General features: G+C 72.0%; 21 protein-coding genes and 1 riboswitch. Of the genes, 5 read left to right on the top strand and 16 right to left on the bottom strand.

The genetic code is table 11. From position 1 onward, the window contains the following. Positions 1–145 precede the first annotated feature (145 nt). Complete coding sequence (locus tag ABD841_RS00820) at positions 146–1,036, bottom strand: Rossmann-like and DUF2520 domain-containing protein (protein WP_344966684.1); 891 nt, start codon at positions 1,034–1,036, stop codon at positions 146–148. Positions 1,037–1,202: 166 nt separating this feature from the next. Between ABD841_RS00820 and ABD841_RS00815 the strand changes: the two genes are divergently transcribed. Next, positions 1,203–2,237, top strand: a complete 1,035-nt coding sequence (locus ABD841_RS00815) for an SAM-dependent methyltransferase (RefSeq protein ID WP_344966682.1) — start codon at positions 1,203–1,205, stop codon at positions 2,235–2,237. 112 nt (positions 2,238–2,349) lie between these two features. Here the strand turns inward: ABD841_RS00815 and ABD841_RS00810 are convergent, their stop codons facing one another. Beyond that, positions 2,350–3,549: a cytochrome P450 gene (locus ABD841_RS00810; RefSeq protein WP_344966679.1), complete on the bottom strand. Its 1,200-nt coding sequence runs from the start codon at positions 3,547–3,549 to the stop codon at positions 2,350–2,352. A 123-nt stretch (positions 3,550–3,672) separates the two neighbouring features. Continuing rightward, positions 3,673–4,449: a TerC family protein gene (locus tag ABD841_RS00805; protein ID WP_344966677.1), complete on the bottom strand. Its 777-nt coding sequence runs from the start codon at positions 4,447–4,449 to the stop codon at positions 3,673–3,675. 153 nt (positions 4,450–4,602) lie between these two features. Further along, a riboswitch (SAM riboswitch) is annotated at positions 4,603–4,718 on the top strand. A 52-nt stretch (positions 4,719–4,770) separates the two neighbouring features. Here ABD841_RS00805 and ABD841_RS00800 point away from each other — a divergent pair. The 3 genes from ABD841_RS00800 to ABD841_RS00790 are packed head-to-tail and all read left to right on the top strand — an operon-like array spanning position 4,771 to position 8,558. Then, complete coding sequence (locus ABD841_RS00800) at positions 4,771–6,114, top strand: aminotransferase class V-fold PLP-dependent enzyme (RefSeq protein ID WP_425581926.1); 1,344 nt, start codon at positions 4,771–4,773, stop codon at positions 6,112–6,114. 17 nt (positions 6,115–6,131) lie between these two features. Next, positions 6,132–7,328, top strand: coding sequence for an NADH-quinone oxidoreductase subunit D (locus ABD841_RS00795; RefSeq protein WP_344966675.1), 1,197 nt, complete (start codon positions 6,132–6,134; stop codon positions 7,326–7,328). A gap of 54 nt (positions 7,329–7,382) precedes the next feature. Next, on the top strand, positions 7,383–8,558 hold the full coding sequence (locus tag ABD841_RS00790; protein ID WP_344966673.1) for an acyltransferase family protein: 1,176 nt from the start codon (positions 7,383–7,385) through the stop codon (positions 8,556–8,558). A gap of 52 nt (positions 8,559–8,610) precedes the next feature. Here the strand turns inward: ABD841_RS00790 and ABD841_RS00785 are convergent, their stop codons facing one another. The 11 genes from ABD841_RS00785 to dacB form a co-directional block, all read right to left on the bottom strand. Continuing rightward, the gene (locus ABD841_RS00785) at positions 8,611–9,063 is read right to left on the bottom strand and encodes a DUF3180 domain-containing protein (RefSeq protein ID WP_344966671.1); all 453 of its coding nucleotides are present in this window, start codon (positions 9,061–9,063) and stop codon (positions 8,611–8,613) included. Further along, positions 9,060–9,557, bottom strand: a complete 498-nt coding sequence (gene folK, locus ABD841_RS00780) for a 2-amino-4-hydroxy-6-hydroxymethyldihydropteridine diphosphokinase (RefSeq protein WP_344966669.1) — start codon at positions 9,555–9,557, stop codon at positions 9,060–9,062. Before folK ends, ABD841_RS00785 begins: the two co-directional genes overlap by 4 nt. Further along, complete coding sequence (folB, locus tag ABD841_RS00775) at positions 9,554–9,916, bottom strand: dihydroneopterin aldolase (RefSeq protein ID WP_344967044.1); 363 nt, start codon at positions 9,914–9,916, stop codon at positions 9,554–9,556. Before folB ends, folK begins: the two co-directional genes overlap by 4 nt. A gap of 263 nt (positions 9,917–10,179) precedes the next feature. Then, a complete protein-coding gene (locus ABD841_RS00770) occupies positions 10,180–10,617 on the bottom strand; it encodes a nuclear transport factor 2 family protein (protein WP_344966667.1) in 438 nt (145 codons plus the stop codon). Continuing rightward, complete coding sequence (folP, locus tag ABD841_RS00765; protein WP_344966665.1) at positions 10,614–11,465, bottom strand: dihydropteroate synthase; 852 nt, start codon at positions 11,463–11,465, stop codon at positions 10,614–10,616. Before folP ends, ABD841_RS00770 begins: the two co-directional genes overlap by 4 nt. A 156-nt stretch (positions 11,466–11,621) precedes the next feature. Continuing rightward, the gene (gene folE, locus ABD841_RS00760; RefSeq protein ID WP_344966663.1) at positions 11,622–12,203 is read right to left on the bottom strand and encodes a GTP cyclohydrolase I FolE; all 582 of its coding nucleotides are present in this window, start codon (positions 12,201–12,203) and stop codon (positions 11,622–11,624) included. A gap of 2 nt (positions 12,204–12,205) precedes the next feature. Next, positions 12,206–14,203, bottom strand: coding sequence for an ATP-dependent zinc metalloprotease FtsH (ftsH, locus tag ABD841_RS00755; RefSeq protein ID WP_344966661.1), 1,998 nt, complete (start codon positions 14,201–14,203; stop codon positions 12,206–12,208). A 280-nt stretch (positions 14,204–14,483) separates the two neighbouring features. Then, positions 14,484–15,041, bottom strand: a complete 558-nt coding sequence (gene hpt / locus ABD841_RS00750) for a hypoxanthine phosphoribosyltransferase (protein WP_344966659.1) — start codon at positions 15,039–15,041, stop codon at positions 14,484–14,486. A gap of 12 nt (positions 15,042–15,053) precedes the next feature. After that, positions 15,054–16,094, bottom strand: coding sequence for a tRNA lysidine(34) synthetase TilS (tilS, locus tag ABD841_RS00745; RefSeq protein WP_344966657.1), 1,041 nt, complete (start codon positions 16,092–16,094; stop codon positions 15,054–15,056). Positions 16,095–16,366: 272 nt separating this feature from the next. Next, complete coding sequence (locus ABD841_RS00740; RefSeq protein ID WP_344966655.1) at positions 16,367–17,464, bottom strand: zinc-dependent metalloprotease; 1,098 nt, start codon at positions 17,462–17,464, stop codon at positions 16,367–16,369. Positions 17,465–17,515: 51 nt separating this feature from the next. Beyond that, positions 17,516–18,883 (bottom strand): D-alanyl-D-alanine carboxypeptidase/D-alanyl-D-alanine endopeptidase, encoded by a 1,368-nt coding sequence (gene dacB, locus ABD841_RS00735; RefSeq protein WP_344967042.1) that lies wholly within the window; start codon positions 18,881–18,883, stop codon positions 17,516–17,518. Positions 18,884–19,002: 119 nt separating this feature from the next. Between dacB and ABD841_RS00730 the strand changes: the two genes are divergently transcribed. Next, positions 19,003–19,500 carry an inorganic diphosphatase gene (locus tag ABD841_RS00730; RefSeq protein ID WP_344966652.1) on the top strand — a complete coding sequence of 166 codons (498 nt, stop codon included), beginning with the start codon at positions 19,003–19,005 and terminating at the stop codon, positions 19,498–19,500. A 54-nt stretch (positions 19,501–19,554) separates the two neighbouring features. Here the strand turns inward: ABD841_RS00730 and ABD841_RS00725 are convergent, their stop codons facing one another. Both ABD841_RS00725 and ABD841_RS00720 read right to left on the bottom strand, forming a co-directional pair. After that, positions 19,555–20,805, bottom strand: a complete 1,251-nt coding sequence (locus tag ABD841_RS00725; protein ID WP_344966650.1) for a C40 family peptidase — start codon at positions 20,803–20,805, stop codon at positions 19,555–19,557. 278 nt (positions 20,806–21,083) lie between these two features. Next, complete coding sequence (locus ABD841_RS00720) at positions 21,084–22,886, bottom strand: RNA polymerase sigma factor (RefSeq protein ID WP_344966648.1); 1,803 nt, start codon at positions 22,884–22,886, stop codon at positions 21,084–21,086. Between the last annotated feature and the right edge of the window lie 211 nt (positions 22,887–23,097).

Raw genomic sequence — 23,097 nt, 5'->3', positions numbered from 1 at the left:
CGTGGACCGATGATGGCCAAGCCGGCGCTGTCCGACCGCCCCGGGGTGCCGGTCCGAGGAGCCCTCCAGCCGCCGGGCGGGGCCGTGAGCCGCGAACCACCCGGCTCCGGCCGGGAGTTCCGGCCTCTTCAGGGCCGGGAGGACGTCACGTCCATATGTTGCCTCCCAGGGCGTCCAGGAGGCGCTCGGCGGCCTCGGGCTTGAGCAGCCCGGCCGCCAGCGCCCGGTCCGCCGTGAGCCTGGCGAGCGCCACGTAGGCGTCCGCGGCCTCGGGGGCGGCGAGGATGAGCGCGTCCACGTGCTTGCGGACGGTGCCGGCGTCGCCGCGCACCACCGGGCCGGTCAGTCCGGCGATGCCGAGCCTCAGCACGTTGTCCAGGGCCGCGCCGAGGAGCGGGCCGAGCATCCGGCCGGGCTGCTCCACGCCGATCCGCTCCAGCAGCTCGGACGACTCCGCGATGAGCGTCACCATGTGGTTGGCCGCGCCCGCCAGGGCCGCGTGGTAGAGCGCCCGGTCGTCGTCGGCGATCCAGACCGGCTCACCCTCCATCTCGATGACCAGGGCCTCGGCCACCGGGCGGAGCGGTTCGGGCGCGGTGACCCCGTAGGAGATGCCGGTCAGGCGGCGCAGGTCGTCGTCGCGGCCGGTGAAGGTCATCACCGGGTGGAGCGCCAGCGGCAGGGCCCCGGCCTTGACCGCCGGGTTGAGCACCGACAGGCCGTACGCGCCGCTGGTGTGGGCCACCAGCTTGCCGCGCAGGTCGACGCCGGTGCCCGCCAGGCCGGAGACCAGGTCGGGCAGCACGTCGTCGGGGACCGTCAGCAGGACGAGGTCGGACTGGGCCACCACGTCCTCGGGCCGGGTGGGAACGAGCCCGAGCCGCTCGACCGCCCGCTCCCTGGAGGCGTCGGAGACGCCGCTCGCCGCGACGATCCGGTGACCCGCCCGGGCGAGGGCGGCGCCGAGCGCCGAACCGACCTTTCCCGTTCCGACCACCCCGACGGCCAGACGTGCCGGGCGATCCACTGCGTCCATGACGTCACGTCCTTCGGCCATGTGGGGCTCCGTACCCGATTGACCAGCGTAACGGGCCGGGTCGCCGCAACCGCGCCAAGGCACGCGCCGAACGACCGTACGGGGCGTCGCCGCCGGTTGCCGGGACGTCGACAACGCCTGTGCAAATCAGTGACAGAATGCAGTCATGTATTCACTCGAAGCGTCAGCGCGCGGCGATCTCGTCCCCTCTCCACGGCGGGTGACGTCGGCGGACGTGTGGCTCACCTGGCGTGCCGCGATGGAGCAGGCACTCTACGGCGAGAGCGGTTTCTACCTTCGAGAGCGCCCCTCCGGGCATTTCCGCACCTCGGTCGGGGCCTCCCCCGTCTTCGCCGAGGCCGTGCTGCGCGAGCTCACGGCGGTGGACGAGGCCCTGGGCCGTCCCGCCGTGCTCGACCTCGTCGACGTCGGCGCCGGTGAGGGCAGGCTGGCCTCCGGCGTGCTGGCCGCCGCCCCGCCCGGACTGCGGTCGAGACTCCGGGTGACCGCGGTCGACCTGGCTCCCCGGCCGTCGCGGCTGCCCGAGGAGATCGTCTGGGCGCGGCTCGTGCCGGACGCGATCCACGGCCTGGTGATCGCCAACGAGTGGCTGGACAACGTCCCCGTCGACGTCGTCGAGCAGACGGCCGACGGGCCCCGGCTGGTCCAGGTCAACCTCGCCGACGGCGAGGAGCGGCTGGGCGGCAGGCCCACCGAGGAGGACCTGGCGTGGCTGGGCCGCTGGTGGCCGATGCGGACCGCGGGCGAACGGGCCGAGATCGGCAGGCCGCGCGACGAAGCCTGGGCTGCGGTGATCGCCCGGCTCGCGCGGGGCCGGGCGATCGCGATCGACTACGCCCACTCCCGCGACGACCGCCCGCCCTACGGCACGCTGGCCGGGTACCGCGACGGCGCGACGGTCGCGCCGGTGCCCGACGGCTCGTGCGACATCACCGCTCACGTGGCGCTGGACGCCTGCGCGGACGCCGGGAGGCGGGCGGGGGCCGCCACGACGGCACTGACCACCCAGCGCGAGGCCCTGCGCGCGCTGGGCGTCACCGGGCGCCGCCCGTCCGTCGAGCATGCCCGCGACGACCCCCGTGGTTACCTGCAGGCCCTGGCCAGGGCCTCCGAGGAGGCGGAGCTGATCGCCGCCGAGGGGTTCGGCGGGTTCGGCTGGCTGGCGCAGAGCCGCGCCTGACCCGGCGCCCGGCCCCGCCGGACGACCGCCGGGCGGCGGGTGGACAGCGGTGCCCGCGGGGCGCCGGCCGGGCCGTCCCGGCACGTCGGCGGTACGGCAGGCGGTCAGGGGGTCAGGTGGTCACCTGGAGGGAGCGCAACCCGCGGATGATGTAACCCGGGCCCCAGGACGGTTCGGCGACGAGTTCCATCGTCGGCGCCTTGCGCAGCAGAGCGCCGAACGACTCGGCCAGTTCGATCCGGGCCAGCGGGGCGCCCAGGCAGAAGTGGATGCCGGCGCCGAAGGAGATGTGCGGGTTCTCGGCCCGGCTCACGTCGAGGCGGTCGGGGTCGGCGAAGACCTCGGGGTCGCGGTTGGCGGAGCCGAACAGCAGCGCCACCTCCGTACCGCGCGGGATGTCCACCCCACCCACCGAGATGTCCTCCAGCACCCAGCGCTCGAACATCTGCAGCGGCGTGTCCCAGCGCATCAGCTCCTCGATCGCCGTGGGCAGCAGACCGTGGTCCGCGCGGAGTCGCTCCAGCTCGGCCGGGTTGCGGAACAGCGACCACCAGCCGTTGCCGGTGACGTTGACGGTGGCCTCGTGCCCGGCGTTGAGCAGGAGCACGCAGGTGCCGACCAGTTCCTCCTCGGTGAGCTGGTCGCCCTCGTCGGCGACCAGGGCGAGCGCGCTGATGAGATCGTCGCCGGGGTCGGCGCGGCGGGCGCGGGCCAGCCCGACCAGGTAGTCCGAGAACTCCTGGGCGGCGCGCACCGCGGTGTGCTGGGCCTCGACGGAGGGGTTGAGCTCGTACATGCCGCAGATGTCGGCGGACCACGGCCGGAGCAGGTGGCGGTCGGCCTCGGGAACGCCGAGCATCTCGGCGATCACGGTCACCGGGAGCGGCTCGGCGACCTCCGCGATCAGGTCTCCCCCGCCCCGCTCGACGAACGCGTCCACGAGCTCGCCGGCGATCCGGGCGACCTTGGGGCGGAGCGCCTCGACCATGCGCGGAGTGAACGCCTTGGAGACCAGCCGACGCAGGCGGGTGTGGACGGGCGGCTCGACGTCGAGCATGCCCGCCCTGATCACCCGCCAGAACGGGTCCTGGAACTCGGGATCGTCCGGCCTGCCGAACTCCTGGTGGGTGGCCACGTGCAGGTAGGACCGGCCGAGCCTGCGGTCGCGCAGCAACGCGTTGACGTCGGCGTGCCGGGCGATCAGCCATTGGCCGGTCGGCTCGAAGAAGCTGACCGGCCGCTCCCGCCTCAGTTCGTCGTAGACGTCGTACGGATGGGCGATGAACTCCGGACTCCAAGGATCAAAGTGCACTTAAGCATCGTAATCCCCACCTCAAAGGTCTCCCATCCACCGGCCACCCCCGAGAGTCCCGCCGGGGAGCCGGTCCGGCCGACCCCGTCCGGAAGCAGGGGACCGGGAGACCCGGGGAGGTGTCTAGGAGCCGGCCTGTTCGCCCGTCTGCCCCTCGGCCTGGTAGCGACGGTGCAGCTCGACCGGCTCCTCCCTGCCCGCCTTGCCGCGCATCCGGATGTTGAGCAACTCCACGACGAGCGAGAACGCCATCGCGAAGTAGATGTAGCCCTTGGAGATGTGCTGCTCAAGGCCCTCGGCGATCAGCACGACGCCGATCAGCACCAGGAAGGACAGGGCAAGCATCTTGATGCTCGGGTGCCGGTCCACGAAGCGGCTGATCGGCCCGGACGCGACCAGCATCACGACGACGGAGACGATGACGGCGGCGATCATGACGGCGAGCTCGTCGACCATGCCCACCGCGGTGATCACCGAGTCGAGCGAGAAGATGATGTCGAGGATCATGATCTGGACGATCACGGCGGTGAAGGAGGCGGCCACCTTGCCGCCCGCATGGCCGGACTTGCCCTCCAGGCTGTCGTGCATCTCGTAGACGCTCTTGCCCAGCAGGAACAGGCCGCCGAATATCAGGATCAGGTCGCGCCCGGATATCCCCTGCCCGAAGACCTCGAAGAGCGGGTTCGTGAGCCGCACCACCCACGACAGCGCCAGCAGCAGGGCCAGCCGGCTCAGCAGGGCGACGAGAAGACCGAGCTTGCGCGCCCTGTCACGCTGTTCTTCGGGGAGCTTCCCCACCAGGATCGAGATGAAGATGATGTTGTCGATCCCCAGAACGATCTCCAGAGCGACAAGGGTGAAGAACCCTATCCATATCTCCGGGTTGGTCACCCAGTCCATTTACGCCTCCTCCGTCGGTTGTCGGCCTCAACCGGCTCTCACCATTGACTGCCTGGACGACTGGCGAGCGCTCTGAGTTCCTGCCCGGATACCGGTCTGGTCACATTTCGGGCTTGCGAGATGCGGCGGGGAGTCGGTTATAGTTCCGGCGTAGGTCATGAGTGCCAGTGACAAGCCCCGGCTCGCTGGCCGGCAACCCTCGCGTCCGCGGCGGGGTGCCCCGGGTGAAGACCTGGTCCGGCACGAGGTGTGCCGGGCAAGCGCGGGCTCCACGCACCAACGCCACGGCTTGGGGTCCGACGACCTCGAAGGAGCCCCGGCGTGTCCACACTGACGATCCTCACCGCTGCCACCGCCGCCGACGCCGCCGCCCCGGGCGTTCCCGCGGCTCCGGACGCCTCCGCGGTCCCGGCCGTCCCCGCGACCCGCCCGTCCGGCGACCGGCCGATCCCCGCGGTGCTCGGCTCGGACCTGGAGGTCCCGGTCAGGGGCGGCAGGCTCGTCCGCTACGCCAACCTCGACTACGCCGCCAGCGCCCCCTGTCTGGAGCCGGTGAGCGCCGCCGTCGCCGCCGCGCTCCCGGCCTACTCCAGCGTCCACCGCGGCGCCGGGTACGCGTCCCAGCTCACCACGGCCCGCTACGAGCAGGCCCGGCACACCGTCCGCGCCTTCGTCGGGGCCCGCCCCGACGACTCGGTGATCTTCACCCGCAACACCACCGACGCGACCAACCTGCTGGCCCGCAGCCTGCCCGAGGGGACCACCGCCGTGGTCTTCGACACCGAGCACCACGCCTCGCTCCTGCCCTGGGGTGACGCGGTGCGGCTGGCGCCCCCGGCCTTCCCCGGCGAGGCCGTGCGCGCCGCCGACGAGGCCCTGGCCGCGATCGACGGCTCCAAGCTGCTGGTGGTGACCGCCGCCTCCAACGTCACCGGCGAGCTGTGGCCGATCGCCGCGCTGGCCCACATCGCCCACCGCCACGGCGCCCGCATCCTCGTCGACGCCGCCCAGCTCGTCCCGCACCGGCCCCTCAACCTGACCGCGCTCGACCTCGACTACGTGGTCTTCTCCGGCCACAAGCTCTACGCCCCGTTCGGCACCGGCGCGCTGGTCGGCCGCGCCGACTGGCTGGCGGAGGCGGAGCCGTACCTCAGGGGCGGCGGCGCGGTCCGGGCCGTGAACGACGGCGAGACCGACTGGCACGACGACCCCGAGGCCCGCCACGAGGCCGGCACCCCGAACGTCCTGGGCGCCGTCGCGCTGGCCGCCGCCTGCGACGCCCTGAGCGCCACCGGGTGGAACGCGCTGGTCCGCGAGGAGGAGCGTCTCCTCGGCCGCCTGCGCGCGGGCCTGGCCACCGTCCCGGGCGTCCAGGAGCTGTCCCTGTGGGGCCCGGACCACCCCCGCGTCGGCATCGTCTCCTTCGTCGTGGCGGGATTCACCGCCCGCGAGGTCGCCGAGACGCTCTCCGCCGACCACGGCATCGGCGTCCGCGACGGCAAGTTCTGCGCCCACCCCTTCGTCCGCCACCTCCTCGGCGCCAAGGACGGCGGCTGCGACGACGTCACCGCCTCCGCCGTCCGCGCCTCCATCGGCATCGGCACCACCTCGGAGCACGTCGACCGCCTCGTCGCCGCCCTGCGGGATCTTGTCTCGCGCGCCTGACGTGACAGCATGGGGCTATGACTGAGCCTCGTGCCGAGGGCGTGTCCCGGAGCCTGGACGTGGGAATCGGGGCGGGAGCCGGCGCCGTGCAGGAAACGCACGGCAAGGAGCTCGCCACCGAGGACATGGTCCTCAACATCGGGCCGCAGCACCCGTCCACGCACGGCGTGCTGCGCCTGCGCCTCACCCTGGACGGTGAGCGGATCAGCGCGGCCGAGCCGGTCGTGGGCTACATGCACCGCGGCGCGGAGAAGCTGTTCGAGGTCCGGGACTACCGGCAGATCATCGTCCTGGCCAACCGGCACGACTGGCTGTCGGCGTTCGCCAACGAGCTGGGCGTCGTGCTGGCGGTGGAACGCATGCTCGGCATGGAGGTCCCGGTCAGGGCCGTCTGGACGCGCACGCTGATGGCCGAGCTCAACCGGGCGCTCAGCCACCTGATGTTCCTCGGCTCCTATCCCCTGGAGCTCGGCGCGATCACCTCGATCTTCTACGCCTTCCGGGAACGCGAGACCCTCCAGGGGGTGATGGAGGAGATCTCCGGCGGGCGCATGCACTACATGTTCAACCGGGTCGGCGGCCTGAAGGAGGAGCTGCCCGAGGGGTGGCTGAGCCGGGTCTCCCGGGCGGTGGCCGACGTGCGGCGCCGGCTGCCCGACATCGAGAACCTGATCTCCGGCAACGAGATCTTCCTCGCCCGCACGCGCGGCGTGGGCGTCCTGCACCGCGAGACGATCCTGCAGTACGGCGTGAGCGGCCCGATCGCCCGCGCCTCGGGCGTCGACGTGGACCTGCGCAGGGACGAGCCCTACCTGGCCTACGGCGAGCTGCCGGTGAAGGTCGTCACCCGGTCGGCCGGAGACTGCCTGGCCCGTTTCCAGGTGCTGCTGGAGCAGCTCAAGGTCTCCCTGGACCTGGCCGACGCCTGCGTGGAGCGGCTCCGCGAGCTGCCCCAGGGGCCGATCAACCAGCGTCTGCCCAAGGTGCTGAAGGTCCCGGAGGGCCACACCTACGCCTGGACGGAGAACCCGCTGGGCCTCAACGGCTACTACCTGGTCTCGCGCGGGGAGAAGACGCCGTGGCGGCTGAAGCTCCGCTCGGCCTCCTTCAACAACGTCCAGGTGCTGCGCGAGATGCTCCCCGGTCACCTGGTCTCCGACATGATCGCCATCCTCGGCTCGATGTTCTTCGTCGTGGGCGACATCGACAAGTAACCGAGGGCGGCGTCGCCAGGCAGAGACCCGAGCAGTGAGGCACGGTACGACCGCATGATCGAAGACGGCGGCACGGCGGCGCCCCCGGCGGCCTCCGGACCGCGGCGCGACAAGTACGTCGACTGGCTCCGGGCGTTCAGCCTGCTCGTCGTGGTCGTCTGGCACTGGGCGTTCACGATCCTGGAGTGGGGGCCGGCCGGCCCCTCGCCGACGAGCCCGCTGGGCTTCACCTCGGGGCTGTGGATCCTGACGTGGCTGCTGCAGGTGCTGCCGCTCTTCTTCTACGTGGGCGGCCACGTCCACCTGCTGTCGTGGAACCGGGCGTGCGAGCGCGGGGTCGGCCTCGGCACCTTCGTGTGGCGGCGCATCCGCAGCCTGGCGGTCCCGGCGCTGGCGCTGGCCGGCACCTGGGCCGTGCTGGGCGCGATCGTCGCGCAGGCGTTCGGGGTCCGGTGGATGGACCGTGTCGTCCTGCTCGTCATCAGCCCGCTGTGGTTCATCGGCGTCTACCTGGTGCTGATCGCCCTGCTCCCGGTCGCGCTCTGGCTGCACCGGCGCTTCGACGTGCTGGCCCTGATCTGGCTCGCCGGCGCCGCGCTGGTGGTCGACGTGCTGCGGCTGCGCTACGGGTACGAGGCCGTGGGCTGGCTCAACATGGTCATCGTCTGGGGGCTGGCCCACCAGGCGGGGTTCTTCTACGACAGGGTGGTGGCGCTGCCCCGCCGCTTCGACGTCGCCATCCTGTGGACCGGGCTGTTCGCCCTGTTCGGCCTGGTCTACTCGGGCATCTACCCGGGCTCGATGGTGGGCGTGCCCGGCGACAAGCTGTCCAACATGGCTCCGCCGACCTTCGTCATCGTGGCCCTGCTGGTCTTCCAGATCGGCCTGGTGGAGGTGGTGCGGCCGACCATGGAGCACCTGCTGGAACGCCCCGGGTGGCAGCGCGTGAACGAGACGGTCAACAGGTTCGCGCTGCCGCTCTTCCTGTTCCACACGACCGGCATGGCGATCTGGGTGGCGCTGACCTGGTGGCTGTTCGGCGGCGGCCCCGCGGGACGCGTCACCCCACCGGACCTGTTCTGGTGGCTGGAGCGGCCCCTGGCCGTCGGCGGGGCGCTGGTGTGCACGCTCCCGGTCATCATGCTCTTCGGCCGCAGGTGGGCCGGTTCGCGGCGCCGGGAGGAGGCCCCGAAGCCGGGGCCGGCCCCCGATCCCGCCGACCCTGCCTGACCGGCGGGACCTCGGGGCGCCGGGGAGGTACGGGGCGCCGGCCGGAGGCCGCTCAGCGTTCGTCCTCGCCGGAGTCCTTGGGCACCTTGCAGCAGTACTCCAGGTACAGGGCCGAGCAGATCAGGAGTACGCAGGCCAGGAACGAGCCACCGGCGATGAGGAAGTCGCGGCCGGGCGTCTCCTGGTCGAGCAGGTCGGCGGTGTAGAGGGCGAAACCCGCGAAGAGCCCGGCGAAGACGGCGCCGCCGTACGCGGAGGCCTTGGCGAGGGCGGCCAGCCGGGCCACCGCCAGCGGCTCGACCGGCTTGGTGCCGGGCCTGCGGTGGATTCTGGCCCTGGTCATCCACCCGCTGTAGAACTCGCCGAGCGCGAGCAGGAACACCGTCGGGATGGCGGTCCACGGCACGGTGGGCAGGGACGAGTAGAGGGGCTTCAGAACCGCCCAGCTGAGGATCGTGAACACGACGACAAGCCCGACGAGGACGCCGGGACGGGTAGGCCTCACGCGGGCCCCAGGAGGGTCAGGTCCGCGCGGGGCCGCACCGAACTCCGGTCGAGCCCGGCCAGCAGGTCGGCGACCTTGCGCCCGGACAGGCTCGCGTCCGGGTCGGCCTCCGCCCACGGCACCAGCACGAACGCGCGCTCGTGCGCCCTGGGGTGGGGCAGCGTCAGGTCGGGGTCGTCCATGACGACGTCCCCCACGGCGATCAGATCGACGTCCAGGGTGCGCGGGCCCCAGCGCTCGGCGCGGACCCTGCCGAATGCGTTCTCCACACCCTGAGCACGATCGAGGAGCGCCCGGGGTTCCAGCCCGCTCTCGGCGATCACCACCGCGTTGAGGTACGGTCCCTGCTCGGGGCCGCCCACCGGGTCGGTCTCGAAGACCGGCGAGACCGCGACGAAGGTGAGCCCCGGCGTGTCGAAGAGCGCGTCGACCGCGCCCTGCAGGGTGCCGAACCGGTCGCCCAGGTTGCTGCCGAGCGCGATCACGACTCTCATGACCGGCTCCGGGTGATCGTCACGACCACGTCGTCGAAGGGCAGCGGGATCGGCGCGGCGGGCTTGTGGACGCTGACCTCCACCGACCAGACCTGCTCACGGGCCAGGCAGACGTCCGCCAGGCGCTGGGCCAGGGTCTCGATCAGGTTGACCGGCTCCCCCGCCACGACCCGCGCCAGATCCTCGGCGAGCTCGCCGTAGTGGACGGTCAGGGTCAGATCGTCGCCGGCCGCCGCGGGCTCCGTGTCCAGGAAGAGGACGACGTCGACGACGAACTCCTGGCCGAGCTCCCGCTCCGCCGCCAGCACGCCGTGCCGTCCCCGCACCCGCAGCCCCCTGAGGCTGATCCTGTCGGGCACCCGCCAGGGGCCGGCCCCCAGCCGCCGCTCGGACGGGCCCGGCAGGACGGTGCGTCCGGGCTCGCTGAGCAACTCCTCCTCCGGGCCGGGGAGCGGGGGGCCCGCCGGCTGCCGGGACGGGTCGTGGGCCGAGTCGCCGATCAGGTCGCTGATCCCGTCGTGGATGTGGACCTGCGGCCGGTCGCGGGCCGGGTCAGGGTGCGGGCCGGAGCCCGCGGCGGGCCGGGCGCCCTCCTCGCCGGGCCGCTCACCGGTGCGGTCGGTCACGCGGCTTCCTCTTCCTCGTCGTCGTCCCCCTGCAGCACGGGTGAGCCGTGGTGCAGCCAGAGCCGCCACCCCGCCGACGTCCGGACGAAGGTGTTGCTCGCCACCACCTTGCCCGCGGCGAAGCTGGATTCACCTTCGTCGCCGGCGGTGAGGATGTTCTCCTCACAGGTGAGGATGGCGACGTCGCCCAGGACCATGACCCGCACGTCGGTGAGCACGAACTGGATGTAGGGCGTGTTGGCCATGATGAGCGCCCAGGAGCGCAGCACCTCCTGACGGCCGCTCACGATCGGCCACCCGGGGTGCACGCAGCTGACCTGCTCGTCGTCCGTGTCGTCGGCCCAGATCTCGGTCATCCGGTCGAGGTCGGCGTTCTCGATGGCGGTGTAGAACGCCTGGTTGACCGTCTCGACGGCGGTGGTGTCGACGCTCATGATCTCGCTCCCTGGACTGCGGCGGCCACCCGGACGGCGTCCGCGTTCGGACGCACGTCGTGCACGCGGACGCACCACGCGCCCGCGTGTGCAGCGAGCGCGGTCACGGCGAGCGTGGCGTCGTCACTGCGGCTGAAAGGACGCGGCGTGCCGTCCGGGTCGGCGAGCAGCCGGCCCAGGAAACGCTTCCGCGAGGCCCCGATGAGCAACGGGTAGCCCAGCTCGGCGAGCCGGTCGATCCCCGCGAGCAGGGCCCAGTTGTGCTCGGGGTTCTTGGAGAAGCCGAGGCCCGGGTCGAGCACGATCTGCTCCTCGGCCACCCCCTCGGCCAGCACGGAGGCGACCCGCTTGGCGAGCTCCTCGCGCACCTCGGTCACCACGTCGCCGTACACCGCCCGGCGGTCCATGCTGTGGCTGTGGCCGCGCCAGTGCATCACCACGTACGGCACCCCGGAGGCGGCCACGACCCTGGGCATCTCCGGGTCGGCCAGCCCGCCGCTGACGTCGTTGACCAGCCTGGCCCCGGCCTCTACGGCCACCTGGGCCACCTCGGCCCGCATGGTGTCGACGCTCACCGCGACGCCCTCGCGGCTCAGCCGCCGGATGACGGGCTCGACCCTGGTCAGCTCCTCCTCGAGGGTGACCCGGGCCGCCCCGGGCCTGGTGGACTCGCCGCCCACGTCGACGATGTCGGCGCCCTGCTCGACCAGCTCCAGCCCGTGCCGCACGGCCGCGTCCGGGTCGAACCACCGGCCGCCGTCGGAGAAGGAGTCGGGAGTCACGTTGACCACGCCCATCACAAGGCACCGGCCCGGATCGGGCAGCCCCGGAACACTCCACGTAGTCATGCCGACAAGCCTAGGCGCTGCCCGCCACCCGCCCGCCTCGCGGGTCCGGCTTGGCGGATAACGAATCGGCCCGTCGCCCCGCACGCCGAACACACTACTGGGCACCGGTGCACCCCGCAGCAGAACCATGCGGCCCGACGTATACGCACCCGGAGATCAGCGGATGATCAGGGCCATCGCCTCGGCCCTGGTCTTCTCACTGTTGCGGAAGTCTCCGCGCACCGCCGAGGTGATGGTCTTCGCGCCGGGCTTGCGGACACCCCGCATGGTCATGCAGAGATGCTCGCACTCGATCACGACGATGACCCCGCGCGGCTCCAGCACGCTCATGAGCGCGTCGGCGATCTGCGAGGTCATCCGCTCCTGCACCTGGGGGCGCCGGGCATACACGTCGACAAGGCGGGCGAGCTTGGACAGGCCGGTGACCTGCCCCTTCTCGTTGGGGATGTAACCGACGTGGGCGACGCCGTGAAACGGCACGAGGTGGTGCTCGCACGTCGAGTAGACCTCGATGTCGCGGACGAGCACCATCTCGTCGTGGTCGACGTCGAAGACCGTGGTCAGGACGTCTTCCGGAGTCTGCCCGAGGCCCGCGAACTGCTCCGCGTAGGCGCGGGCGACGCGGGCCGGGGTCTCCTGCAGGCCGTCGCGGTCGGGATCCTCACCGATGGCGATGAGGATCTCGCGAACCGCTTTCTCCAGGCGAGCGGAGTCGACCTTGAGCGGCTTGGCGCTCACGCTCAGTTCCCGCCCTTGGCGGCGGAGTCGGGGTGGACCGTGCCCGCCGGGAGCGCGCCGTTGCCGGCGCCCGAGGGGACGGAGCCGTTGCCCGACTGCTCCTTCGGGGTCAGGATCGGCGGCCGGTTGGAGGGCAGCCGCTTGCCGTATCCGGAGTAGGACGGGCGCTTCTCCTTGACCACCACCGGGGCGAAGATCTGGAGAACCTGTTCGCGGGAGAGGGTCTCCTTCTCCATGAGTTCCAGCACCAGGTTGTCGAGCACGTCGCGGTATTCGACGAGAATCTCCCAGGCCTGGTCGTGCGCGCTCTCGATGAGGCGGCGGACCTCCTCGTCGATCGTGGAGGCGATCTTCTCGGAGTAGTCGCGCTCGTGGCCCATCTCACGGCCGAGGAAGACCTCGGCCTGGCCGGTGCCGAACTTGCGGGCGCCGAGCTGCTCGCTCATGCCGTACTCGGTGACCATACGGCGGGCGATGGAGGTCGCCTTCTCGATGTCGTTGGCGGCACCGGTGGTGGGCTCGTGGAAGACGAGCTCCTCCGCCGTGCGACCGCCGAGCAGCATCGCGAGCTGGTCCATCATCTCCGAGCGGGTCGCGAGGAACTTGTCCTCCATCGGCAGCGTCATCGTGTAGCCGAGGGCGCGGCCGCGGGACAGGATCGTGATCTTGTGGACCGGGTCGGAGTTGGGCAGCGCGTGCGCGACCAGGGCGTGACCGCCCTCGTGGTACGCGATGATCTTCTTCTCCTGGTCCGACATGACCCGGGTCTTGCGCTCGGGGCCGGCCATCACGCGGTCGATGGACTCCTCCAGCGTCTCCATCGTGATCAGCTTCTGGTCGGCGCGCGCGGTGAGCAGCGCCGCCTCGTTGATCACGTTGGCCAGGTCGGCGCCGGTGAAGCCGGGCGTACGACGGGCGATGACGTCGAGGTCGACGCCCTCGGCGAACGGCTTGCCGCGGCCGTGCACCCGGAGGATGCCCTTGCGGCCCTCCAGGTCGGGGCGGTCGACGGTGACCTGGCGGTCGAAGCGGCCGGGACGCAGCAGCGCCGGGTCGAGGATGTCGGGCCGGTTGGTCGCGGCGATCAGGATCACACCGCCCTTGACGTCGAAGCCGTCCATCTCGACGAGGAGCTGGTTCAGCGTCTGCTCGCGCTCGTCGTGACCGCCGCCGAGACCGGCGCCGCGGTGACGGCCCACCGCGTCGATCTCGTCGATGAAGATGATCGCCGGGGCGTTCGCCTTGGCCTGCTCGAACAGGTCGCGGACGCGCGAGGCACCGACACCCACGAACATCTCGACGAAGTCGGAGCCGGAGATCGAGTAGAACGGCACCCCGGCCTCGCCGGCGACGGCCCTGGCGAGCAGGGTCTTACCGGTTCCGGGCGGGCCGTACAGCAGGACGCCCTTGGGAATCTTGGCGCCGATCGCCTGGAACTTGGCCGGGGCCTGCAGGAACTCCTTGATCTCCTGGAGCTCCTCGATGGCCTCGTCGGCACCCGCGACGTCGGCGAAGGTGGTCTTGGGGGTGTCCTTGGTGATGAGCTTGGCCTTCGACTTGCCGAAGTTCATCACCCGCGAGCCGCCGCCCTGCATCTGGTTCATGATGAACAGGAAGATCAGCACGATGATGACGATCGGCAGGAAGCTCACCAGAAGGCTGAGGAGGAAGTTCTCCTTCGGCACGTCAACGGTGTAACCCTGGGGAAGCTTGCCACTCTTGGCTGCGGTCTCGAGCCGGTCGGCGAGCTGGACGCCCTGGCCCGTCACCCACGAGGAGTAGTAGCGCTTCTTGTCGGTCAGGGTGACCTCGATGCGCTGATCCTTGTCGGTGATCTTGGCGTTGGAGACCTTACCCTCGTCGATCCAGCTGATGATCTTGGAGGTGTCGGCTCTCTCGTAGTTGCCGTCACCACTCCACATCGTCGTGACGAGCAGGAGAAGCACGACGATGCCCAGGATCCACAGCAGTGGCCCACGTGTAAATCGCTTGAGATCCATCCGATGCGGAACCCCGGCGGGCCCGTCCCTTCCTGACCATGGCCTGCAACCCCGGGCCGCCCCGGGGCTCGCGGTATCCCTAACCGCTCCAACTGACTACCCAGAGACGGCGGGGGGCCACCTCTTCGGTCGTCCGAAGGTACACCGGTGTGGCGCGCAGAGTAACTGCTCCGACAGCACCGGCTATGCCCTACCAACGTACGTCAAGTAGGCCGGTGTTCCCCGCCGCTGTGGACAATGTCCCCATTGGGGATGGCGTACTTCGCGCAGGGCGTACTTTTCAGCCTGCTCCATACACGTGCGGGGCGAGAGTTCCGATGAAGGGGAGGTTGCGGTACCGCTCCGCGTAGTCGAGCCCGTAGCCGATCACGAACTCGTTGGGAATGTCGAATCCGACGTACTTCACGTCGATCGGAACCTTGATCGCGTCCGGCTTGCGCAGCGCCGTGCAGATCTCCACCGAGGCCGGGTTGCGCGACTTCAGGTTGTGCACCAGCCACGACAGGGTCAGGCCGGAGTCGATGATGTCCTCGACGACCAGCACGTGGCGGCCGGCGATGTCGGTGTCGAGGTCCTTGAGCACCCGCACGACGCCGGAGGACTTGGTGCCGGCTCCGTAGGACGACACGGCCATCCAGTCCATCTGGACCGGCACGTGCAGCGCCCTCGCCAGGTCCGCCATCACCATGACCGCGCCCTTCAGCACGCCCACGATGAGCAGGTCCTTGCCCTCGTAGTCGTCGTCGATCCGGCTCGCGAGCTCCTTGATCTTGGCCTGGAGCTCTTCCTCGGGAATGAGGACCTTCGCGAGGTCCTTGCCCATGTCGGCTGCGTCCACCTGGGATTTTCCTTACGAGACGGGGCTTGCTGGCTGTCTGGCGAATATCAGGGTGCCATACCGTCGAACCACGCCGATCCCCCCGGTCACCTCGATGCGCCGCTGCCCCCGCCACTCCGTGACGAGACGGTCGACCTGCAGGATGTGCGCCGCCGACAGGGTTCCGGACGGTGCCCCCGCTTCGACCGCCGCCCTGCGCAGCACCCGCCGCCGCACGGCGGCGGGCAGGTCCGCGATCTCCCGTACGGCCACTCGCACCACCGGGCCGCCGGTCTCGATATCGCTAAGAGCGCAATCCTGGGCATCTCCGGCGGCCTGGACCGCGCGTGCGTAGACGGCGTCGGCCCAGGCGTCGAGCGCGTCGGCGTCGTCCCGGCACAGGTCCGCGGTCCTGGCGAGCGCCTCGGCGACGCCGGGGCCGATCTCGCGCTCCAGGGCGGGCAGCAGGCGCTCGCGGACCCGGACACGGGTGTAGCGGGCGTCGAGGTTGTGCGGGTCGTCCCACGGGATCAGCCCGAGCGCCGCACAGGCCGCCACCGTCGTCGCGCGGCCGAGCCCCAGCAGCGGCCGCCGGTAGATCCCGGCCCGCGCCGGCATCCCGGCCAGTGACCGGGTGCCGCTCCCCCGGGCCAGCCGGAGCAGCACGGTCTCCGCCTGGTCGTCCCTGGTGTGCCCGAGGAGCACCGCCGCCGCCCCGAGCCGCTCGGCCGCCCGCGACAGCGCCGCGTACCTGGCCTGCCTGGCCGCCGCCTCGGGACCGCCGGAGGTGCCGACGGAGACGGTCAGCGCCTCCGCCAGGCCGATCGCGAGGCGCGGCGCCAGCCGCACGACCTCGGCGGCCCGGTCGGCGGAGCCCTCCTGGAGGCCGTGGTCGACGGTCAGCAGCCCGGCGCGCAGCCCCGCCCGGGGCGCCTCGAAGCCCAGCGCGGCGGCCAGCGCGAGGGAGTCGGCGCCGCCGCTGCACGCGGCCAGCACGAGTTCACCCGGCCGCAGGTCACCCAGGGCGAGCCGCACGGCGCGGCGGACGTCGGCGACGGCGGGATGCGGACCCATGCCCGCCATTGTCCGGCCTCGGCCGGACCATCGGTGCCGGTACCGGCCGGTGAACGGCCGCCGCCTCACCGGACAGGCCCGGCCGGTGCCCTCCGAAGACGCTCGGAGGCCGAGCGGGCCCACAGGCACGAGCGGGTCCCCGGATGTGCCGTGGGCCCCCGTCCGGCGGACCCGTGGCACCACCCGGAGACACCCGGCGGACCCATGGCGAGCCCGCGACACCACCGCCCCGGACCACCCGGAGACACCCGGCGGGCCCGTGGCGGCTCCGGTCAGCCGGTGGTGGCGCCGCCCGTCTCCGGGAGGGCGGGAGCGCCGACGACCCTGGCGATCCAGCGCTCGGGCTTGCTGATCTCCTCCTGGGTGGGGAGGGTCTGCGGCGAGGTCCAGACCTTGTTGAAGCCGTGGATGCCCGCACGGTCGACGACCGTGCGGACGAAGGACGACCCCTCGGCGTACTGCTTCATCTTCAGGTCGAGGCCGAGAAGCCTGCGGACCGTGCGATCGAGGCGGGAGCCGCCCTCGCGGCGGTGGCCGAACTTGGCGCGGATTTCGGCGACCGAGGGGACGACCGACGGGCCGACGGCGTCCATCACGTAGTCGCCGTGGCCCTCGACCAGGGTCATCACCGCGGTGAGCCGGTCGAGGATCTCCTTCTGCGCGGGCGTCTGGATCGCGTCGATGAGGTTGCCCTCGCCGCCCCTGACCACGTCGGCGACCGTGTCGGCGGCCGAGCGGAGCCGGTCGAGCAGCGCGGGCAGGTCGATGTCGGAGGCGAGCAGGAACTCGGTCATCTGCGAGCGGATGTACTCGCGCAGCCAGGGGACGCCGGTGAACTGCACGCGGTGGGTCTCCTCGTGCAGGCAGACCCACAGGCGGAAGTCCTGCGGGTTGACGTTGAGCTCGTGCTCGGCGTGGACGATGTTGGGCGCGACCAGCGTGAGGCGGCCCGTGGGCGCCTGGCCCGTCGGGTCGGGCGGCAGGAACAGCTCGTACTGCCCGAGGACACGGGAGGCGAGGAAGGCCAGCACCGCGCCGACCTCGACCCCGGTGACGCGCGACCCCACGGCGCTCACGATCGCCGGCGTCTGGTCCCGCCGGGCGGCCATCCGTTCGGTCAGCGGCTCCAGCACCACCCGGAAGCCGTCGACGTTGGCCCTGATCCAGCCCGGCCTGTCGACGATGGTCGCGGGTTGCGGCGCGGTCTCGGTGTCGATTCGGGTGAACTCGCGGACGTGCCCCTCGGCTTCTCGCGAGAGCCGCCGTAGATCGGCGACGGCCTGCCGGGCCTCCTCTCGGCTCACTTGCGGCCCGGGGCGCACCAAGCGCGTTCCGGTCGCTACGGCAAGATCCCAGTCGATCACCTGCATACCGTCCACCGTACGTGCTCTCCCGCCGGGTCGCGTACCCCGAACAGATGATCAACCGGCGGCGACCAGCGCGGCGAGCCTGTCGAGGGCCGCTTCCGCCTCGCCCCCGCCGGACGTGACGTCGTCCGCCATGAAGGCGAAGGTCACCAACCGGCCGCTCTTCGTGGTGGTCATACCCGCCAGGGTGGAGACCCCGTTCAGGGTGCCCGTCTTGGCACGGACCAGCCCGTAGGCGGAGTTGCTCTTGCCGAAGCGGCGCCCCAGGGTGCCGGTGAAGCCGGCGACCGGCATGCCGCTGACGACCGGGCGCAGCCGCGGGTTGGCCGGGGAGGCGGCCATCGCGAGCAGGCGGGCCAGGGCCTGGGGTGCGATGCGGTTCTTCGGCGAGAGCCCGCTGCCGTCGTGGACCGTGACGCCGTCGGTGAGACCGAGCCGGGCCAGGACCTTGTGGACGGCCGCCGCGCCGCCGTCGAACGACGCGGGCTCGCCCTCCTTGAGGGCCACCTGCCGGGCCAGGGCCTCCGACAGGTCGTTGTCGCTGAGCGTCAGCGCCCGCTCGACCAGGGCGTAGACCGGCGCGGAGTCGACCCGGGCGATCTCCTCGGCCCCGGCGGGCGCCTTGACCCGCTTGGCGGACCCGGAGACCGTGATGCCGTGCTTCGACAGCAGCGACACGAACGCGCCGTGCGCCACGCGGGAGGGGTCGGAGACCCGGTTGCGATTCCCCGGGAAGACCCGGCCCTCGTCGATCATGAGTGCCGTGACGGGGGCCACCTCGCCGTCGGGGATGTAGACCGGCTTCCACGCCGGGGAGACGCGCGGCCCGGTGAAGAGAGTGTCGTCGTAGGCCACCGTCACCTTGGCGACCCCCGCCGCCTTGAGCGCCTTGGCCGTGTGGGAGGCCAGGGCGGCCAGCGAGGCGGGCTTGGGGTAGGCCTGGCCGGTCTGCGCCCGGGGGCCCGCGAGGGTGGGGTCACCGCCGCCGACCAGGATGATCGAGCCGGGCGACGCGCCCCGCACCACGCGGGTGCTCAGCCTGGCGTCGGGGCCCAGCGAGGCGAGCGCGGCGACCGAGGTGACGATCTTGGTGGTGGAGGCCGGGGTGATGCCGACGCCGGCGGCGCTGCCGAACAGGGTGGTGCCCGTCTCGGCGTCGAGGACCACGGCCCCGACCCTGTCGCCCAGAGCGGGGTCCCCCAGCGCCTTGGTCAACCGCTCCGCCAAAGTACCCTTGGCAGGGAGAGGTCCGTTCCCCCCCGCGGCCAGCACCGGACCCGCGGTGATGACCGGGACGGGGGGCGGTCCGGCTGACGCGACCGGATCGGGCTCCTCCTTCTCGTCCAGCAGGCCGCTGGTGAGCAGGTGGACGCCGGCCGCGACGGCGAACATCTGCAGCAAGACGAGAGTGACCAAGGCCACCCACCGCTCGCGCCGCATGACGTCGCCGACCTCTCATCATCGATATCCAAAGGCATCAACGCCTACGAGACATTAACGCCCAACCGGGGGTGCCCGGGGGCTTGAGCGGAGGAACCGCGGTGGAGTTCGACGTTCTCGTTGAGATTCCCAAGGGACAACGGAACAAGTACGAGGTGGACCACGAGACGGGCCGCATCAGGCTCGACCGGATGCTCTTCACCTCCACGCAGTACCCCGCCGACTACGGCTTCATCGAAGACACCCTCGGCGAGGACGGCGACCCCCTCGACGCCCTGGTGCTGCTCCAGGAGCCGACCTTCCCCGGCTGCCTGATCAAGTGCCGCGCGGTCGGCATGTTCCGCATGACGGACGAGAAGGGCGGCGACGACAAGGTCCTGTGCGTCCCGGCCACCGACCCCCGGATGGAGCACATCCGCGACATCCACCACGTGCCGGAGTTCGACCGCCTGGAGATCCAGCACTTCTTCGAGGTCTACAAGGACCTGGAGCCCGGCAAGTCCGTCGAGGGCGCCAACTGGGTCGGCCGGGTCGAGGCCGAGGAGGAGATCTCCCGGTCCCTCAAGCGTGCCGAGGAGCAGGCGCACGGCGAGCACTGAGCCCCGGTCGTCCGGCCGGGCGTCGAGTCCCGGCCGGACGGCGAGGACCGAGCCTCAGGCGGGGCGGGTCGCGCCGACGAGGTCGCCGCGCCATATCGGCGCGACCCGGACCACGTCCCCCGTCTGCGGGGCGTGCACCATCAGCCCTCTGCCGATGTAGATCCCGACGTGATAGATGTCGCCGGGATTGTCCGTGACGCGGCCGAAGAACAGCAGGTCGCCCCGGTGCAGCTCACTCAGCCGCACGTGCGGGCCCGCGGTCCACTGGGTGCCGGTCCAGTGGTCCAGATCGACCCCCACCTGCTCCCAGGCCCGCATCGTCAGGCCGGAGCAGTCGTAGGCGCCGGGCCCGTCGGCCGCCCACACGTAGGGCTTGTCGAGCTGGGTGAGCGCCCAGTCGGCCGCGATGTCCCCCCTGGACGAGCGCGCCGTCACGTTGAGCGCCCAGCGAGCGACGGGCTCCCCCCGTGCCACGCGCATCCGGGCCGTGTCGCGCCGTACCGCGGCCACTCGGACTTTCTCGTGCGCGGCTTTCTGCCGGGCGATCCTGGCCCGTTCCAGGGCCTCCTCCCGCTGCCTGGCCAGCAGCTCGGCGGTGTCGCGCGCCGCGTCGGCCAGCCGTTCCAGCCGCGCCTGCTCCTCCTCGATCCGCCGGGTCTCCGCGAGCTGCGCGGCCACGGCCTCCTCGGCGGCCCTCTTGGCCTCCTCGGCGCGCTCCTGCGCCTCCTGCTGCCTGGCGTAGGCGTCCTCGGCCTGGTCCTGCAGGATGGCGAGGACCTCCTGGGCGTCGCGCAGCCCGTTGAGCGTCTCGGCCTGTCCGCCGCCCATGTGGGCCATGACGCTGGCCCGGTGGAGGTAGCCCTGGTCTGCGCCGCCGTCGGCCATCAGCGCCATCATCGGCTGGGCCAGGTCCAGGCTCCCGTAGTTCTGCGCGGCGATCGCGGCCACCGCCTCACGCGCCCGGTCGACCTCGGCCCGGGCGGTCTCGGCCCGCCGGACCGCCTGCTCGTAGGCCTCCTTGGCACGGGCCGTCTCGACCACCTCGCCGTTGTAGGCCTCGACGAGCTTCTCCGCCCGGACGACCAGCTCCTCCAGCCTGGTCTGCGCCTCGGCGACCATGACCGTGACCTCGCCGAGCCGCCTGTCGCGCTCGTGGGCCTCGGACCTCGCCGCGGCGACCTCGTCGGCGGACGGGCCCGGCGTGCCCGGCACGGCGCCCGCGGGCGCTCCCGCACCGGCGATGAGGCAACAGGCCAGGCCCGCCACCGCGGCGGCGCGTCGGCGCCCCCTGACAAGCGAATGCATGCGTTTCCCCCCGAGTCACCCCGTAATGCCGCATAACGCTGCGTGTCACCGCGCACGGCAGCGTCCTGCTGCAGACAAGCGGCATCCCCAGGATTCCCCCCGGTCACTCTTCGCACACATTTCCCGCAAGAAACATAACTACCTGTAGTCACACGCGTAGAGGGCGGGGTCGGGCGGAGCGGTCGGCGCCCGGTCGTCAACGCCGTCGGCGTACGGCGACCGGTCACCGTACGCCGACGGCGTGGCGGGGTACCGCGGTCGGCGTCACGCGGCGGGCGTCAGGTGGTCGGCGCGCTTTCCCGCGAGGTGGAGGGCTCCGGCGGGAGCGGCGCCGCGCTCGGGGCGGCACTGGGCACCGCGCTCGAAGCGGCGCCGGAGGCCGCGCTCGAAGCGGCGCCGGAGGCTGCGGGAGCCGGGGAACCCGCCTGGGGGGCGGAGGAGGCGGAGGGACCCGGGTTCGAAGGACCCGGACGGGAGGAGCCGGGGTCGGCGGGACGGGGGCCCGAGGGACCGGGATCCGCGGATCCCCGATCGCCCCCCGGAAGCCGGGGATTCGCCGGTGAAGGCCGCGGACCGTTCTGCGGGGGCCTGGGGTTCGCCTGCGGAGGCCGACCGTTCTGCGGGGGCCTGGGGGCGCCGCCCCGGCCGCCCCGCGCAGGCGGGGGGTTCCCGTACGGGGGCCGCGGTGCGGTCGGACCGGGGGCGAACCGGCAGGGGCGGTCGGACGGGCGCCGCCCGTGGTGGTCGCGGTGCGGGCGATGGGGCCGATCCGGGGTGTCCGCCCGGGGAGGGGGCAGCACCGGCCGGGACGGCGGATCGGCGGGGGACGGCCGGACGGGATCGGGCGCCGGATCTCCCGGCCCGTCGGGCGGCCCCTCGCCCGGACGGTCGGCGGGATCGTCGACCGGCGGACGGAGCGGGCCGCCGACCGGGCGGTCGACCGGCCCCGGGGGGATCGCGCCGATCCGGAAGGCGGGACCGACGGGCCCGGTGGCGCTGACCGGCTCCGTCGAGCCGAGGGAGCCGACCGGTCCGGTGGACCGCTCGCCGACGGGGTCGAGGGCCGCAGGGGTGTCGGCGGGCTCGGGTTCCCGGGGCAGCCGGACACCCGGCGGCTCGGCCTCCGCCGGGAAGGACTCCGAGGTGACGCCGGACCTCCGGCCCGCGGGCTCCACCGCGACCTGGGCGAAGATCAGCGCGATGGCGGCCGCCGCAGCGACCGCAGCCACCGCGCCGGCCACCACACGAGACCGGCGACGACTCCGGCGAATCCCGAAGGCGGGAAACCCCGCGCCGTCGAGGAGGCCGACCCGCTGGGCGACGTGGCGGCGGTAGGGGACGAGCTCCGGATCGGTGAAGCAGCTCATCACCCGCACCCGCAGCGTCGGCGGCACCTCGGCCGCGGGCAACAGATCGAAGACCTTGGCCGCGGAGACCTGCCTGACCCGGTGCGGGGCGCAGGTGTCGCAGCGGCTCACGTGGCGGATGACCCGCTCGCGCGTCTCGCGGGTGAGCTCGCCGGAGAAACCGGCCAGCAGCTGGGCCCGGCCCGCGCAGTCGTAGGGCCCCTTGCGGACGAGGACCTCCGCGGTGACCACGTCGCGCAGCCGCTCGCGCGCCGATTCGTACAGCGCGCCGGCGACCCTGGCGGTGACGCCGAGCACGGCGGCGAGGTCGGCGGGCCCCAGGCCGTGGCGGCAGCTCAGCTCCAGGACCTCGCGGTCGTCGGGCGACAGGCTCCGGACGGCGTTCCACGCCATCACCCGGAGGTCGGCGTCACCGCCCCGGGCGGCCGCCGGGTCGGGCGGTGACGGATCGGGCCCCGCGGCGAGGCTGCGGCGTACGCACTCCCCCCGAGCGAGTGCGTACAGCCACGCCTCCAGCCGACGAGGGTCGGCAAGCGCGTGAATATGGGCTTCGGCGGCGATGAGGGTGTCGCGCAGCGCCACCTGGGCGCTGTCGGGGGAGCCGAGCATCGAGCAGCAGTATCGGTAGACGCTCTCGGCGTAGCAGTCGTAGAGAGCGGCCAGGCCACCCGGATCGCGTGCACGCAGAGCTTCGACCAGGACACTGTCAGTCATGTAACCGAAGGTAATGGCTACATCACGGCAAGTTCCAGCCGTTTCCCCATTGTGGCAACGGTTTTCTTTGACGCTTCAATATCGCCCGCCACAAATTCCCCATGATATGCATGCATAAATGGGGACTAATCGCTATTCGACCGGATTGGCAGGTGCGGTGGGCACGCCGAGCGGCGGGCCGCCGGAATCCACGGGGTGATCGGAACCCTCG

Origin of the sequence: Streptosporangium fragile, from assembly GCF_039534445.1 — a bacterium.
In the GTDB taxonomy this organism is placed as follows: domain Bacteria; phylum Actinomycetota; class Actinomycetes; order Streptosporangiales; family Streptosporangiaceae; genus Streptosporangium; species Streptosporangium fragile.
This window is presented reverse-complemented; position numbering and strand designations above follow the sequence as displayed.